The organism is Streptomyces sp. NBC_01474 (assembly GCF_035918215.1).
In the GTDB taxonomy this organism is placed as follows: Bacteria; Actinomycetota; Actinomycetes; order Streptomycetales; family Streptomycetaceae; genus Streptomyces; species Streptomyces aureus.
The window spans coordinates 8,573,992-8,588,658 of record NZ_CP109449.1 but is presented as its reverse complement, the minus strand read 5'-3'; the positions used below and the strand labels follow the sequence as shown (position 1 = coordinate 8,588,658).

The 14,667-nt window shown below is 70.4% G+C and carries 11 protein-coding genes; 5 read left to right on the top strand and 6 right to left on the bottom strand.

Annotation, left to right across the window (positions count from 1 at the left end; genetic code table 11):
* Window positions 1-41 precede the first annotated feature (41 nt).
* The 3 genes from OG758_RS39260 to OG758_RS39250 all read right to left on the bottom strand — a co-directional run bounded on the left by OG758_RS39260 (window position 42) and on the right by OG758_RS39250 (window position 4,102).
* The gene (locus tag OG758_RS39260; protein WP_326714218.1) at window positions 42-1,427 is read right to left on the bottom strand and encodes a cation:dicarboxylate symporter family transporter; all 1,386 of its coding nucleotides are present in this window, start codon (window positions 1,425-1,427) and stop codon (window positions 42-44) included.
* Window positions 1,428-1,615: 188 nt separating this feature from the next.
* Window positions 1,616-3,271: a peptide-N4-asparagine amidase gene (locus OG758_RS39255; protein ID WP_326714217.1), complete on the bottom strand. Its 1,656-nt coding sequence runs from the start codon at window positions 3,269-3,271 to the stop codon at window positions 1,616-1,618.
* Window positions 3,272-3,358: 87 nt separating this feature from the next.
* Complete coding sequence (locus OG758_RS39250; protein ID WP_326714216.1) at window positions 3,359-4,102, bottom strand: L,D-transpeptidase family protein; 744 nt, start codon at window positions 4,100-4,102, stop codon at window positions 3,359-3,361.
* 187 nt (window positions 4,103-4,289) lie between these two features.
* On the opposite strand from OG758_RS39250, the gene OG758_RS39245 reads away from it, so the two are divergent.
* Window positions 4,290-6,281 carry an ABC transporter ATP-binding protein gene (locus OG758_RS39245; protein WP_326714215.1) on the top strand — a complete coding sequence of 664 codons (1,992 nt, stop codon included), beginning with the start codon at window positions 4,290-4,292 and terminating at the stop codon, window positions 6,279-6,281.
* Window positions 6,278-8,068 carry an ABC transporter ATP-binding protein gene (locus OG758_RS39240; RefSeq protein WP_326714214.1) on the top strand — a complete coding sequence of 597 codons (1,791 nt, stop codon included), beginning with the start codon at window positions 6,278-6,280 and terminating at the stop codon, window positions 8,066-8,068. Before OG758_RS39245 ends, OG758_RS39240 begins: the two co-directional genes overlap by 4 nt.
* Window positions 8,069-8,100: 32 nt before the next feature.
* Here the strand turns inward: OG758_RS39240 and OG758_RS39235 are convergent, their stop codons facing one another.
* On the bottom strand, window positions 8,101-8,895 hold the full coding sequence (locus tag OG758_RS39235; RefSeq protein WP_326714213.1) for a metal-dependent hydrolase: 795 nt from the start codon (window positions 8,893-8,895) through the stop codon (window positions 8,101-8,103).
* Between the two features lie 157 nt (window positions 8,896-9,052).
* Here OG758_RS39235 and OG758_RS39230 point away from each other — a divergent pair, with 157 nt between their 5' ends.
* The 3 genes from OG758_RS39230 to OG758_RS39220 all read left to right on the top strand — a co-directional run bounded on the left by OG758_RS39230 (window position 9,053) and on the right by OG758_RS39220 (window position 13,048).
* On the top strand, window positions 9,053-11,566 hold the full coding sequence (locus OG758_RS39230) for a DEAD/DEAH box helicase (protein WP_326714212.1): 2,514 nt from the start codon (window positions 9,053-9,055) through the stop codon (window positions 11,564-11,566).
* 67 nt (window positions 11,567-11,633) lie between these two features.
* On the top strand, window positions 11,634-12,506 hold the full coding sequence (locus OG758_RS39225) for an acyl-CoA thioesterase (RefSeq protein ID WP_326714211.1): 873 nt from the start codon (window positions 11,634-11,636) through the stop codon (window positions 12,504-12,506).
* Window positions 12,503-13,048 (top strand): tetratricopeptide repeat protein, encoded by a 546-nt coding sequence (locus tag OG758_RS39220; protein WP_326714210.1) that lies wholly within the window; start codon window positions 12,503-12,505, stop codon window positions 13,046-13,048. The genes OG758_RS39225 and OG758_RS39220 overlap by 4 nt, the downstream gene beginning before the upstream one ends.
* A gap of 37 nt (window positions 13,049-13,085) precedes the next feature.
* On the opposite strand, the gene OG758_RS39215 is transcribed toward OG758_RS39220, so the two are convergent.
* Window positions 13,086-14,072 carry a DUF6397 family protein gene (locus tag OG758_RS39215; RefSeq protein ID WP_326714209.1) on the bottom strand — a complete coding sequence of 329 codons (987 nt, stop codon included), beginning with the start codon at window positions 14,070-14,072 and terminating at the stop codon, window positions 13,086-13,088.
* A gap of 110 nt (window positions 14,073-14,182) precedes the next feature.
* On the bottom strand, window positions 14,183-14,581 hold the full coding sequence (locus OG758_RS39210) for a roadblock/LC7 domain-containing protein (RefSeq protein WP_116500198.1): 399 nt from the start codon (window positions 14,579-14,581) through the stop codon (window positions 14,183-14,185).
* Window positions 14,582-14,667 lie beyond the last annotated feature (86 nt).

The following is a 14,667-nucleotide window of genomic DNA, read 5'->3' as shown; positions in this document are numbered from 1 at the left end:
CCCGGCACACGGGCGCGCGTGTGCCGGGCCCCCGCTCGGGCTCACCCCACCGGCTTCGCGGCGGATTTGGAGTCCTGGGGCTTCGCGAGTTCCGGCGACTTGACCGGCTCGTCGCGGTCCTCTTCCGGTACGAACGGGATCTCGCCGCCCAGCACCTTCTTGGCCTTGGTCATGTCGAGCGCGCCCTCCCAGCGGGAGACCACGAAGACGGCCACGCAGTTGCCGAGCAGGTTGGTCGAGACGCGCATGGCGTCCATGATGCGGTCGACGCCGAGCAGCAGGGCGACGGCACCCGCCGGGATGACCCCGAGTGCCGACGCCGTGGCCGACAGGGCGAGGAAGGCCGAACCGGGCACCCCCGCCATGCCCTTGCTGGTGAGCATCAGAACGATCACCACGGTGATCTGCTGGCCGAGCGAGAGGTCCACGCCGACGGCCTGCGCGATGAACAACGTACCGATGGAGAGATAGATCGACGCCCCGTCGAGGTTGAACGAGTACCCCGTCGGCAGGACCAGGCCCACCGCGTCGTCGCGGCAGCCGGCGTGGCGCAGCTTCTGCATCATGCGGGGCATGACCGTCTCACTGGAGGCGGTGCCGAGCGCGAGGAGCAGTTCCTCGCGCGTGTAGCGGACGAACTTCCACAGGCTCAGTCCGGTGACCGCCTTCATGGCGAGGCCGAGGAGTACGAGGAAGACCACGGCGACGGCGTAGCAGACCCCGATGAGCTTGCCGTACGTCGACAGGGCGCCGAGGCCGTACTCCCCCACCAGGTGCGCCGTCGCCCCGAACACGGCGAGCGGGGCCAGCTTCATGATGAAGCCGACGACGGCGAAGACAACTTCCTGGCCCTGCTCGATGGCGGGCAGGATCGCGGGGACCTTGGTGTTGCCGAGATGCAGCAGCGCGGCGCCCACGAGGCAGGCGAGTACGAGCACTTGGAGCAGCGAGTTCTCGGCGAAGGCGCCGACCGCGCTGTCGGGGAGCGAGTGCAGGATGAAGTCGCCGGTCGACGGGAGGGAGCCGCCACCGGTCTTGTCCGCCACGGCGGAGGCGTCCAGCTTGGATGGGTCGACGTTCATGCCGACGCCGGGGCCGGCCAGGTTTCCGGCGAGCAGTCCTACGACGAGGGCGACGGTCGTCGCCACCTCGAACCAGAGAAGGGCCTTGAGTCCGATGCGGCCGAAGGCCTTGAGGTCTCCGGCCTTGGTGATTCCGGCGACGACCACGCAGAAGACAAGGGGCGCGATCATCGCCTTGATGAGACGTACGAAGCCGTCGCCGAGCGGTTGGACGGCTGTGCCCGCGTGGGGCCACAGCCGTCCGACGACGACTCCGATCACGAGTGCGCAGGCGACCTGCGCGAACAACGAGGTGCGTAGTACGCGTGCGGCGCGTCGCGGCAGGGACGGTACGGACTGCGGCACGGGGCATTCCTCCGGAGCAATGTCAGTGACTTGTGCGGATTCTGCTATGCGGAAACTAGATTCCAATATCTGTTCCGCGAAGCGTCACTATGTCGGAGTGGCGGCTCTCGTAGAAGACCCCGATGTCACATCGGCCTAAATCTTGGATATTGCTCCAAGGCCTGAGCGCCCGTGCCTGACCGTGCCCCTCAGCAGCGCCTGCGGTCCACCGTCAGCGCGCCCTGCGCCGTGGCCAGCTCGCGGTCGTAACAACCGTCGGGGCTGGTCAGACGGTATCGCTCACGGCTGGTGCCGACAGCGTGCCGTTCGTCGCGCGGAACGTTCGCCGTGTACGAGGCGTCGCCCGTGTAGCTGTCGTCGAGCACCGTCCACGCCGTGCGGCCCGCGCCCGTGCCCCGTCCCGCCTCCGCCCGGTCGCCGAGTTCGATCACGGTCCGCAGCCGGTTGTCCGTGTCGAGCGTGGTGGCGCCGTCCATCGTGTAGGTCCGGTTCGTACGAAGGGTGTTACGGCCGGAGACGACGGTCTGGCGGTCGGTCCAAGTCCCCTTCAGGGCGTCGTCGTTCTCGCCGTCGGTCCATCGGTGCGTGGACGTGCTGGTGAGATCGCGGGTGACGGTGGTGGCGACGCGGCCGTGCGAGGTGTTCACGTAGCCGGACACCGTCAGCCTGTGCCCGCCCTTCGCGTCGAGACGGTGCTCGTCCGTGCCGGGCGTGTACGTCGTCGAGCTGTCCGGCTCGCTCTCCTTGTGGCCGGTCAGCGCGCCGGTGACGCGCGCACTCCCGCCGTCCTGCCAGACGAGCACGTTGACCGGGGCGCTCCAGCCGCTCTGGCCCTTCGGGACACCCACGACGGAGACGTCGACCTGGTGCGGACGGCCGTCGTCGAGGAGTCCGGCGAACGGCGTCAGGTCGTACTGCAGGGGCCGGACGTCGAAGGCTCCGGGGGCCGGAATCACGTACCAGAGGAAGGGGTTGGACCAGCCTCCCGTCCAGACGTTCGGGAACGGCGAGGCGATGCCCGCGAGTTGGCCGTCCACGGAGATCTGCACCTCACGGTACGGGCCGCCGTCCGCCTTGCACGAGTACGGGACCTCGTTCGGCACCGCCAGGTACCAGAACTCCTCGCAGCCGCCGCCCGATCCGGTGGCGTACACCTCGGCGACGATGCGCTCGCTGTTGCGCGGGGTGGTGAGTCTGCCCTGGTCGAGGGTGAGTACACGGTCGGGGGTGTCCGTGGCGGGCTGACGCTTCGCGTGCGGCTCGGCGGCGTAGAAGGTGAGGGTGGCCTTGACCTCGATGACGCCGGTGTACGTCTCGTCGACAACGTTGCCTATGAGCATCTCGACCGGCTGGTCGGCCCGCAGGGTGTCGCTGTAGCGGGTGACGTCCTTCTCCACATTCCAGGCGATGCCGTCGGGCGAGGGCTCGGGGGTGGAGGTGCGCAGGACTTCGACGCCACCTATGTGCAGATAGCCGAGACGGTCGAACTGCCGCCCCTTGACCTTGCCTTCGAGGCGCAGGACAACCTTGCTCCACCGGTCGCCGCAACCCTTGGGCGGGGTGTAACTGCCCTTGTAGGGCGTGAAGTCACGGAACTCGGTCTCCGCGAGCGTCACGCGGCAGGACTTGGTGGCGGGCTTGGCCACCGATGGCGTGGCGGTGATCGGGTCGTGCCAGTCGGTGCCGAACTCCGTTGGCGGGGCGGCGGGTTGGGGTGCGGCGGGATGGCTGTCGGCGGAGGCCTCGGCGGGATGGGCTTCGGCGGAGGCGGCGGTGGCCTGGCCGACGAGGACTGTGGCCGCGAGGGCCACCGCGGCCAGCATGGACATGACGCGTCTTCTCATGAGGGGTGTTGTACGGGGCGGACGCGGCCCCCGCAACAGCCCGTGCCAATGCCGGGCGACGCGCCAGCCCTTCAGCCCTTCAGCTCTTCAGCCCTTCAGTGACGCCTTGTCGCCCATGACCACGACCGGGTGCTGCGTGGGGTCGATCGTGCGCAGCAGGTACTCCATGCCGGACTTCGACAGGCTCACGCATGCCGATGTGCCGCTGCCGTGGTCCATGTGGAGCCAGATGCTGCCGCCCTTGGTCTGCCCCTGGGGCCGGGTCGGGTCGTTCGGCGCGGTGCCCTTCACGCGGTTGTAGTCGATGGCGATGACGTAGTCGAAGTCGTGCCAGTGCGACTTGGCCCAGTAGTGCGGGGCCTGGAACGACGCGGCCTGCGTGTAGGGCAGCTTCGCGCCCGGGTCGGCGAGCACACCGCCCGCGTCGGTGAGCGTGAACACTCCTATGGGGCTTCGCTTGTCGCCCTCGCGGTGGTCGGCGGTCCAGCCCTTCTTGCCGTTGTGGGCGGGCCAGCTGCGCGTCTTGTCCCAGGTGGAACCGGACTTCGTGTAGAGCACGACGGTCGAGTCACCCGAGTTCTTGCCGTCGCCGTAGACCGCGACGACCTGTCCCGCGTTCTGCGGGATCTTCGACTGGAGCTGGTCCCCGACGTCGGGAATGCGCTTCAGGTCGACGGCCGGGCGGTCCTCCTGCCGGGAGTCGCCGCCCGACGCGGCCTTGCGCTCGGTCCCGTCACCCCCGCTCGAACCGCCGCAGGCGGACAGGGTCATGAGAAGGACGCTGCAGGCCGCCGCAGCGACCGCCGTTCGAACCGTACCCGCGTTACGCATGCGGTCCATGGTCGCACCACGCACCAGGTGCCCCCGACCGGCCCTGCCCCCGGCGTCGAACACGGGCCGAAACTTGGCCCCACGGCGGAAAACCGTTTGCCTCCGGTGCCTGAATCCCGCGAACCTTGCACGGTTTGTTCCGTCCGTACCCCCGACTTCGCACTCCCCTTCCAAGCCCTGGGACACCATGCAGATCCACGATCTTCCGTATCCCGACCCGGGCCTGCCAGACGCCCGCTCCGGCCCCCGTTTCCTGCTCTGGCTCGGCCGGAATCAGCTCGGCGGCCAGCTCAAGTCCCTCTACTGGGGACTCCTGCACTTCCTGTCCGTCGCCTCCCTTCCCTACGGCGTCGGCTTCGCGGTGCAGGCCGTGGTCGACGGCTCAGGCTCACGGCTCACCCTCGCGGGCGGCCTCATCCTGCTCCTCGGCGCCGCGCTGGCCCTCGGCGACACGATGCTGCACCGGACGGCGGTCACCAACTGGATCACCGCGGCCGCCCGGGTCCAGCAACTCCTCGCCCGCAGGACGGCGGCCCTGGGTGCCGCGCTGACCCGGCGGGTCGCCGCCGGTGAGGTCGTCGCCGTCTCCACGGGCGACGTCGAGAAGATCGGCTGGTTCGTCGAGGCGCTGTCGCGTTTCGCCGCCGCCGCGCTCACCGTCGTCGTGGTCTGCGTCGGGCTCGTCCTCTACCAGCCGGCGCTCGGCATCGTCGTCGCCGTCGGCATGCCGGTCCTCGCGCTCGCCGTCCTGCCGCTCCTCCCTCGCGCCACCCGCCGCGCCGACCAACAGCGCGAGAAGGCGGGCCGCGCCACGGAACTCGCCTCGGACACCGTCGCGGGACTGCGTGTCCTGCGCGGCATCGGCGGTGAGGAACTGTTCCTCGACCGCTACCGCCGCGCCTCGCAGGAGGTCCGTACGGCCGCCGTGCGCAGCGCGCGCATGTGGTCCCTGATCTCCGCGGTCCAGGTGCTGCTGCCGGGCCTGCTGCTGATCGCGGTCGTCTGGTACGGCATCGAACTGGCCCGCCAGGGCCGGATCACCGTCGGTGAACTCGTCACCGTGTACAGCGCCGTGATGATCCTCAACTACCCGTTGCGGCACTTCGAGGAGATCGCCATGGCGTACTCCTTCTCGCGCCCCTCGGCCCAGCGCGCGGCGCGCGTCCTCTCCCTCGAACGGGTCACGGAGCCGGGCGGACTCCGCGCCGCCGAGGCACCGGCCGGTGACCTGTACGACCCGGTGACGGGGCTGCTGGCCCCCGCGGGCCGGCTCACCGCCGTGGTGTGCGGCGACCCGGACCTCGCGGGCCGACTCGCGGACCGACTCGGGGGACACCCCACGGACGCGGACACGGGGACCCGTTCGGCATCGGCATCGGCATCGGCTTCGGCTTCGGCTTCGGCTTCGGCTTCGGCTTCGGGTGACGGGTCAGGGTCCGGCTCGGATTCGCATTCCGGCTCCGGAAGCGACCCCGCCAAGGCGGCAACGCCCGTCACCGCGCTGCCCTCCGTGCTGCTCGGCGGGGTGCCGCTCGACGAGCTGCCGCTCGACACAGCCCGCACCGCCGTGCTCGTCCAGGACAAGGACCCCGTACTGCTGTCGGGCACGCTCGCCGAACTGCTCGACGTCCCGTCCTCGGGATCCGTGCGTCCCGCGGAGGCGCTGGCCGCGGCACAGTGCGCCGATGTGCTGGACGCCCTCTCGCAGGCGTCCCTCGACGACGACCCGATGAACGCGCGGATCACCGAGCGCGGCCGTTCCCTCTCCGGAGGCCAGCGGCAGCGGCTCGCTCTTGCGCGGTCCCTGGTCACCGACCCGGAGGCACTGGTCCTCGACGAGCCGACGTCCGCCGTCGACTCCCACACCGAGGCCAGGATCGCCGAGGGCCTACGGGCGCTGCGTAGCGGGCGTACGACCGTCGTACTCACCTCGTCACCGCTGCTGCTCGACCGCGCGGATCGAGTCGTCCTGGTCCACGAGGGCACGGTCGCGGCGGTCGGTGAGCACCGGGAGCTGGTGCTCACCGAGCCCCGGTACCGGGCCGTCGTGACCCGCGAGACCGACGAGGAGGCGGCGTCGGCGGCACTGTCCCGGAACGCCGGCACCTCTCCGCACGGCGAACCGGGCCTCGGCGACGCCGGCATCGAAGAACTCACCGAGATCGAGGAGACGGCATGATCGGCCTGGCGGCACCGGCCTACGACCCGGCGGCCCCGACCACGGCGAACACCCTGCCCGTCGGCGCCCCGGCGACCGTGCGGTCCTACGTCCGCGAGCTGTACCAGCGGCACCGCCGCGCGTTCCTGCTGCTCATCGGCGTGAACACCATCGCCGTCGTGGCGTCGATGGTCGGCCCCTATCTGCTCGGCGCCCTGGTCCAGGACGTCTCCGACGGCACGGACCGGCTGCATGTGGAACACCTGGGCAGCACCATCGCCGTGTTCGTCGTCGCGCTCGTCCTCCAGGCCGTGTTCGTGCGGCAGGTGCGGCTGCGGGGCGCGATGCTCGGCGAGCGGATGCTGGCGGACCTGCGCGAGGACTTCCTCGTACGAGCGGTCGGCCTGCCGCCCGGCGTGCTCGAACGGGCCGGCACCGGTGACCTCCTTTCCCGTATCACCACCGACATCGACCGGCTCGCCAACGCGATGCGCGAGGCCGTTCCCCAGCTGTCCATCGGCGTCGTGTGGGTGGGGCTCCTCCTCGGCGGTCTCGCCGTGACCGCGCCGCCTCTGGCACCGGCGGTCCTCGTCGCGGTGCCGCTGCTTGTCGTCGGCTGCCGCTGGTACTTCAAGCGGGCCCCGTCCGCCTACCGCTCGGAGGCCGCCGGCTACGCCGCGGTGGCCGCGGCCCTCGCGGAGACCGTCGACGCCGGGCGCACCATCGAGGCCCACCGGCTCGGCGACCGCCGCGTGGCCATGTCCGACCGGCGGGTCAAGGAGTGGACGGCGTGGGAGCGCTACACGCTCTATCTGCGGTCGGTGTTCTTCCCGGTCATCAACGCCACCCATGTGACGGTGCTGTGCTCGGTGCTCCTGATCGGCGGTGTCTTCGCACTCCAGGGATGGATCGGCGTCGGGCAGCTGACCACGGGCGCGCTCATCGCCCAGATGCTGGTCGACCCGCTGGGCCTGATCCTTCGCTGGTACGACGAGCTCCAGGTCGCCCAGGTGTCGCTGGCCCGGCTCGTGGGCGTCAGGGACATCGAGCCGGACGCGGGCGACGCCTCGGTGGCGCCGGACGGCCGGCACGTGCAGGCCGACGACGTCCACTTCGGGTACCGGGCGGGCGTGGACGTCCTGCGCCAGGTGTCCCTCGACGTGCGGCCCGGGACGCGGCTCGCGCTGGTCGGTCCGTCCGGAGCGGGCAAGTCCACGCTCGGCCGGCTGCTCGCCGGGATCTACGCGCCGCGCACCGGGCAGGTCACGCTGGGCGGCGCCGAGCTCTCCCGGATGCCCGCCGAGCGCGTGCGCTCGCATGTGGCGCTGGTCAACCAGGAGCACCACGTGTTCGTCGGCTCCCTGCGTGACAATCTGCGGCTCGCGCGCACCGGGGCCGAGGACGCCGAGCTGTGGGCGGCTCTCGGCGCGGTCGACGCGGAGGGCTGGGCGCGGGCGCTCGACGGAGGCCTCGACACCGAGGTCGGCTCGGGCGCGGTGGCGCTGACCCCGGCGCAGGCTCAGCAGATCGCCCTGGCACGCCTCGTCCTCGCCGATCCGCACACCCTGGTCCTGGACGAGGCGACCTCGCTGCTCGATCCTCGGGCGGCCAGGAACCTGGAGCGTTCGCTCGGCAGGGTCCTTGACGGCCGCACGGTCGTCGCGATCGCCCACCGGCTGCACACGGCTCATGATGCGGATGTGATCGCCGTGGTGGAGGAGGGCCGGATCAGGGAGCTCGGCAGTCACGACCAGTTGGTCGCGGCCGACGGCGCGTACGCCGCGTTGTGGCGGTCCTGGCACGGGTGACCGCCCGGGCAGGACTGGGCGTGCGCGGCGGCTCAGATGACGTTGAGCGCGGCCGCGCACCCCACTCCGCCGAGCAGCATGAACACCGGCATCAGCACCTTGAGCTCGACCCAGCTGCCCGCGCGGAAGCGCATCATCTTGGGCGGACCGATCGGGTACCAGCGCTTGCGGCCGATGGGGATGGGCCACAGGACCGGGCAGCCGGAGACCGTGAGCGCGTCCCCGATGTCGTGCACCAGGGCGCCCAGGACGATGGGCAGACCCAGCCACAGGTACTCCTGGCCGGGCTGCGTGAACAGCCAGTCCGACCCGTTGCCCGGCTTGTCGAGGATTCCGGCGAGTATCCAGGCGCTGGTCCCGGCGAGCAGCCACACCAGGACGTCGCTGCTGGAGCCGCGTGCCGCCCGCCACAGCAGGCCTTCGATGGCGAGCACCATGTGGACGAAGAGGAGGGCGAGGACCGCCCAGCGCCCGCCGTAGATCGCCGCGGCCGAGGCGCCGGCTCCGATGAGGACCGCCCACAGCCAGGTGTGCGTGAGGGTGCGGTGTCCGCCGGAACGGCGAGGGTCGCCCTTCATACGGGTCGCCTTGTAGACCGCGTACGACAGCTTGTCGACGATCTCGCACAGGCCGCGCGACACGGGGCCGAAGGCCCGCGAGATGGTGGCCGCCTTGTGGTCCAGGTCGGGGGCGAGGGCTGCGCCCGCGCAGATCAGTGCCCCGACGAGCACGACGGGCCAGGGCATGGGGTGCCCGGCGGCGGCCGCGGCCGCGCCCACCCCCAGCCAGGCCGCTGCTCCTGACAGCGAGTGTGCCGGTCCCATCATGGCTGCGTTCCGCCCCATTCCACTTGTGCAGGTGCCCAGTTGTCCCCACCCGGGTCACCGCGTCTTGACGCTCCGTCGGCGCCACAGCGTACCTTTCGTGATCTTCGTACGGGCAACCGATTGCCGGATCGGGTCGGAAGGCAGGCAAGATGGGTGTGTGACCCTTATCGATCAGCTGCCGCAGACCGCCGACCCCGACGCCCTCTATGAGGCTTTCGAGTCGTGGGCCGAGGAGCGCGGGATCACCCTTTATCCCCACCAGGAGGAGGCGCTGATCGAGGTGGTGTCGGGGGCGAACGTGATCGTCTCGACGCCCACCGGGTCCGGCAAGAGCATGATCGCCGCCGGTGCGCACTTCGCGGCGCTCGCGCGGGACGAGGTCACCTTCTACACGGCACCGATCAAGGCGCTGGTCTCCGAGAAGTTCTTCGAGCTGTGCAAGCTCTTCGGCACGGAGAACGTCGGCATGCTGACGGGTGACGCGTCGGTCAACGCCGACGCCCCCGTGATCTGCTGCACCGCGGAGATCCTCGCGTCCATCGCGCTGCGCGACGGGGCGCGGGCCGACATCGGCCAGGTCGTGATGGACGAGTTCCACTTCTACGCGGAGGGCGACCGCGGCTGGGCCTGGCAGATTCCCCTGCTCGAACTCCCCCAGGCGCAGTTCATCCTCATGTCGGCGACGCTCGGCGACGTCGCCATGTTCGAGAAGGATCTGACACGGCGCACCGGCCGCCCCACGTCCGTTGTCAGCTCCGCGACGCGTCCGGTTCCCCTTTCCTACGAGTACCGGCTCACGCCGCTCACGGAGACGCTGACCGAGCTGCTCGACACCCGGCAGGCCCCGGTCTACATCGTGCACTTCACGCAGGCGCAGGCCGTCGAGCGCGCGCAGGCACTCATGAGCATCAACATGTGCACGCGCGAGGAGAAGGAGAAGATCGCCGACCTGATCGGCAGCTTCCGCTTCACCACCAAGTTCGGCCGCAATCTGTCGCGCTACGTGCGGCACGGGATCGGGGTGCACCACGCGGGCATGCTGCCCAAGTACCGGCGCTTGGTGGAGAAGCTCGCGCAGGCCGGCCTCTTGAAGGTCATCTGCGGTACGGACACGCTGGGCGTGGGCGTCAACGTGCCCATCCGTACCGTACTGTTCACCGCTCTGACGAAGTACGACGGGACGCGGGTACGGACGCTGCGCGCGCGGGAGTTCCACCAGATCGCGGGCCGGGCCGGGCGGGCCGGGTTCGACACGGCGGGCCTCGTCGTGGCGCAGGCGCCCGAGCACGTCATCGAGAACGAGAAGGCGCTCTCGAAGGCGGGGGACGACCCGAAGAAGCGCCGCAAGGTGGTCCGCAAGAAGGCGCCCGAGGGCTTCGTCGCCTGGTCCGAGAACACTTTCGAGAAGCTGATCGGCTCGGCTCCGGAGCCGCTGACGTCCCGCTTCCGGGTGACGCACATGATGCTGCTCGCGGTCATCGCCCGCCCCGGCAACGCCTTCGCCGCCATGCGCCATCTCCTCGAGGACAACCACGAGCCGCGCAAGCAGCAGCTGCGGCACATCCGCCGCGCGATCGCCATCTACCGCTCGCTCCTCGACGGCGGCATCGTGGAGAAGCTCGACGAGCCCGACTCCTCGGGCCGGATCGTGCGCCTGACGGTCGATCTCCAGCAGGACTTCGCGCTCAACCAGCCGCTGTCGACGTTCGCCCTCGCCTCCTTCGACCTGCTTGACAAGGACTCGCCGTCGTACGCGCTCGACATGGTGTCCGTCGTGGAGTCGACACTCGACGACCCGCGGCAGATCCTCGCCGCCCAGCAGAACAAGGCGCGCGGTGAGGCCGTCGCGGCGATGAAGTCCGACGGCGTCGAGTACGAGGACCGTATGGAGCGGCTCCAGGACGTCACGTACCCGAAGCCCCTGGACGAGCTGCTCTACCACGCGTACGACGTGTACCGCAGGAGCCACCCGTGGGTGGGCGACCACCCGCTGTCGCCGAAGTCCGTGATCCGTGACATGTACGAACGGGCCATGACCTTCACGGAGTTCGTGTCCTTCTACGAGCTCGCCCGCACCGAGGGCATCGTGCTGCGTTACCTCGCCGGCGCGTACAAGACGCTTGAGCACACGGTCCCCGACGACCTCAAGTCCGAGGACCTCGAGGACCTGATCGCCTGGCTGGGCGAGATGGTCCGCCAGGTCGACTCCAGCCTCCTCGACGAGTGGGAGCAGCTCGCCAACCCCGAGGTCATGACGGCCGAGGAGGCCCAGGAGAAGGCCGACCAGGTCAAGCCGGTCACGGCCAACGCGCGCGCGTTCCGTGTGCTCGTCCGCAACGCCATGTTCCGACGGGTCGAGCTGGCCGCCCTCGACAACGTCGACGAACTGGGCGAGCTGGACGCCGACGCGGGCTGGGACGCGGACGCCTGGGGCGAGGCCATGGACAAGTACTGGGACGAGTACGAAGATCTCGGCACCGGTCCCGACGCCCGCGGGCCGAAGCTGCTGCAGATCGAGGAGGACCCCGCGCACGGCCTGTGGCGGGTGCGCCAGACGTTCGCCGATCCGAACGGCGATCACGACTGGGGCATCAGCGCCGAGGTCGATCTCGAGGCGTCCGACGCGGAGGGCCGTGCGGTCATCCGTGTCACGGATGTCGGCCAGCTGTAGGCCCTGACCCGGTCGCGCACCCCGGACGCAGCACTCGGAGCGTGGCGCAGAGATGAGAGAACAACGCATGACGAACCCAGCTGAGCGGCTCGTCGACCTGCTCGACCTGGAGCAGATCGAGGTCAACATCTTCCGGGGCCGCAGCCCGCAGGAGTCTCTGCAGCGGGTCTTCGGCGGCCAGGTGGCCGGCCAGGCGCTCGTCGCGGCGGGCCGCACCACCGAGGGCGACCGGCCCGTGCACTCCCTGCACGCGTACTTCCTGCGTCCGGGCCGCCCCGGCGTGCCCATCGTGTACCAGGTCGAACGGGTCCGCGACGGCCGGTCGTTCACGACGCGCCGCGTCACCGCCGTGCAGCAGGGCCGCACGATCTTCAATCTGACCGCCTCCTTCCACAAGCCCGAGGACGGGAGCTTCGAGCACCAGCTGCCGCCGGCGCGTGAGGTTCCCGATCCGGAGTCCCTGCCGACGATCGCCGACGAGGTCAAAGCCCATCTGGGCGCGCTGCCCGAGACGTTGGAGCTCATGGCGCGGCGCCAGCCCTTCGACATCCGGTACGTGGACCGGCTGCGCTGGTCACCCGAGGACATCGAGAGCGCCGAGCCGCGCAGCGCGGTGTGGATGCGCGCGGTCGGGCCCCTCGGCGACGACCCGCTCGTGCACACCTGCGCTCTCACGTACGCGAGCGACATGACCCTCCTCGACGCCGTGCGCATCCCCGTGGAACCGCTGTGGGGGCAGCGCGGTTTCGACATGGCCTCGCTCGACCACGCCATGTGGTTCCACCGTCCCTTCCGTGCGGACGAGTGGTTCCTGTACGACCAGGAGTCGCCGATCGCGGCGGGCGGCCGCGGTCTGGCGCGCGGCCGGATCTACGACGCCGATGGACACCTCCTCGTGTCCGTGGTGCAAGAGGGCCTCTTCCGGAAGCTCGGGGAGTGACCCGATCCGACCGGGACGCGTCGCTCGCCCGGGCCGTGCGGCTGCGCGAGGACGGCCTGCGCGAAGAGGCCCGCGAGCGGCTCGTCGAGCTGTCCGCCCGGTTTCCCGGCGACGCCGAGATCGCGTACCAGACTGCCTGGGTCCACGACGCCCTCGGACTCGAGGCGGATGCCGTCCCCTACTACGTGCGGGCACTCGCCGGCTCCGGCCTGGGTGCGGACGACCGGCGTGGCGCTCTGCTCGGTCTGGGCAGCACGTACCGCACTCTGGGCCGCTACCCGGAGGCGGTCGCCACGCTGAGCGGCGGCGTCACCGAGTTCCCGGAGGACAACGCCCTCCGGACGTTCCTGGCCATGGCCCTGTACAACGTGGGCCGCGCGCACGACGGGATGCGGCTGCTGCTGACCGTTCTCGCGGCGACGAGCGGCGATCCGGACCTCATCTCGTACCGGCCGGCCATCGAGCACTACGCCAAGGACCTCGACGCCACGGAACTCAACGCCACCGACCTCGACGCCACAGGTCTCCACGCCGTCGAGTAGGCCCGCGCCTGCGAACTGCCGCTTCCGCAGGCCCGGTTCAGGCTCCTCTGCGGCGGAGCCAGCCGAACAGTCCGCGCGATGGGCGGGGTGGCTCGGCCTCGACCAGACGCTGCTCGCCCGTCCCGGTCGCCCCTCCCGTCGGCGCGTCATCCGGCTCCGGCGGGGCCACTCCACTTGAGTACGTGGTCGGCGCGAGTGGTTCTTGGTGCGCGGCGACGGGAGTTCCCGCGTTCGGTCGCGGCGCGGGCCGCAGGCGTCGCGCCTCCGCCAGGCTGAGCAGCAGGCTCGCCCTGAGCCAGCTGATCTCGTGCGGGTCGTCCGCTGTCATGATCCGCTCGGCGATGCGTGCCGATGGCGAGTCGGGCGCCCCGTGTCCGGTCGACTCGGGCCGCAGTTTGTTCAGATAGCCGCGCTCGTACGGGCACTTGACGAGTTCCAGGACCGTCACCGGGTCCAGGAGGGACGCGACGGCTGCGGCGCGCTCCCATGCGTCCGCGCTCTGCCCGAGCAGGTGGCCCGCGTGCCGCGACCGCCAGTTCCGGGGCCGTAGGTCGATCCCCGCGTCGAGGCGGGCGCGCATTCGGTCGGGTGCGCGCCCCGTCATCAGCGGTGCGTTGACCTCGGCCGTCGCGAACTCCCTCAGCTCTTCGGCGAGATAGAGCCAGACCACGGCTCGGTACCGGTTGAGGTAGAAGCGGACCGGCGTCAGCATTCCCGCGCGGGCGAGCCGGGTGAACCTGGCCGTGGTGATGTCCATGAGGCCCGCGCCTTCCGTGGTCCCCACGGCCCGGACATGCTCCCGCAGCGAATCCGGGAAGCCCGCGGTGTCACGCACCCGCTCGATCTCCTCGCGGGCCACGCGCCGGCGCCCGCCGTCATGGGCCAGTACGGTGCGAACACGTCCGAGTCGTACCGCCAGCTCGAACTCGCCCCGTTTCAGCCCCAGTTCGCGAGCCGCCCTGCTCTGCGCGAGCGAGGCGGCGGGTACCCGCGTGGCCGGTGTCGCGATGGTGTTGCCACCCATGTCTGATCTCCCCCGTGAGTCGTGATCGCTCCCGGGAAAAACCGTAGCCCGAATCCCACCCGCGCCGCCGAGCCTGTGGATAACTCTGATCGGCCTGACGTTTACGCAGGTCAGGAGCCTTCTGCTCGACGGGCTCCCACACCGAGGTGCTCGCCGACCCGATTGACGAGCAGCGTCATCTCGTAGGCGACCTGGCCGATGTCGGCCTCGGCCGAACTGAGGACGCACAGGCAGCTGCCGTCGCCCGCCGCCGTCACGAAAAGGACGGCGTCGTCGAACTCGACCATCGTCTGCCGGACGCCACCGGCACCGAAGTGCCTCCCGGATCCCTTGGCCAGGCTGTGCAGACCGGACGACACGGCCGCCAGATGCTCGGCGTCCTCACGCCTGAGGTCGCTGCTCGCTCCGGTGACCAGACCGTCGTTGGACAGGACAAGGGCGTGGCGCACATGCTCGACACGCTCTGTCAGGTCGTCCAGCAGCCAGCCGAGCCCCTCGTTGTCCGCCATGATCCCGTCTCCCCCATTCCCGATCGCTCCCCTACCCGGAGGATCTGTCTCGCCAGCCTTCCCCACGCCCGGCGTCTCGGCAAGCA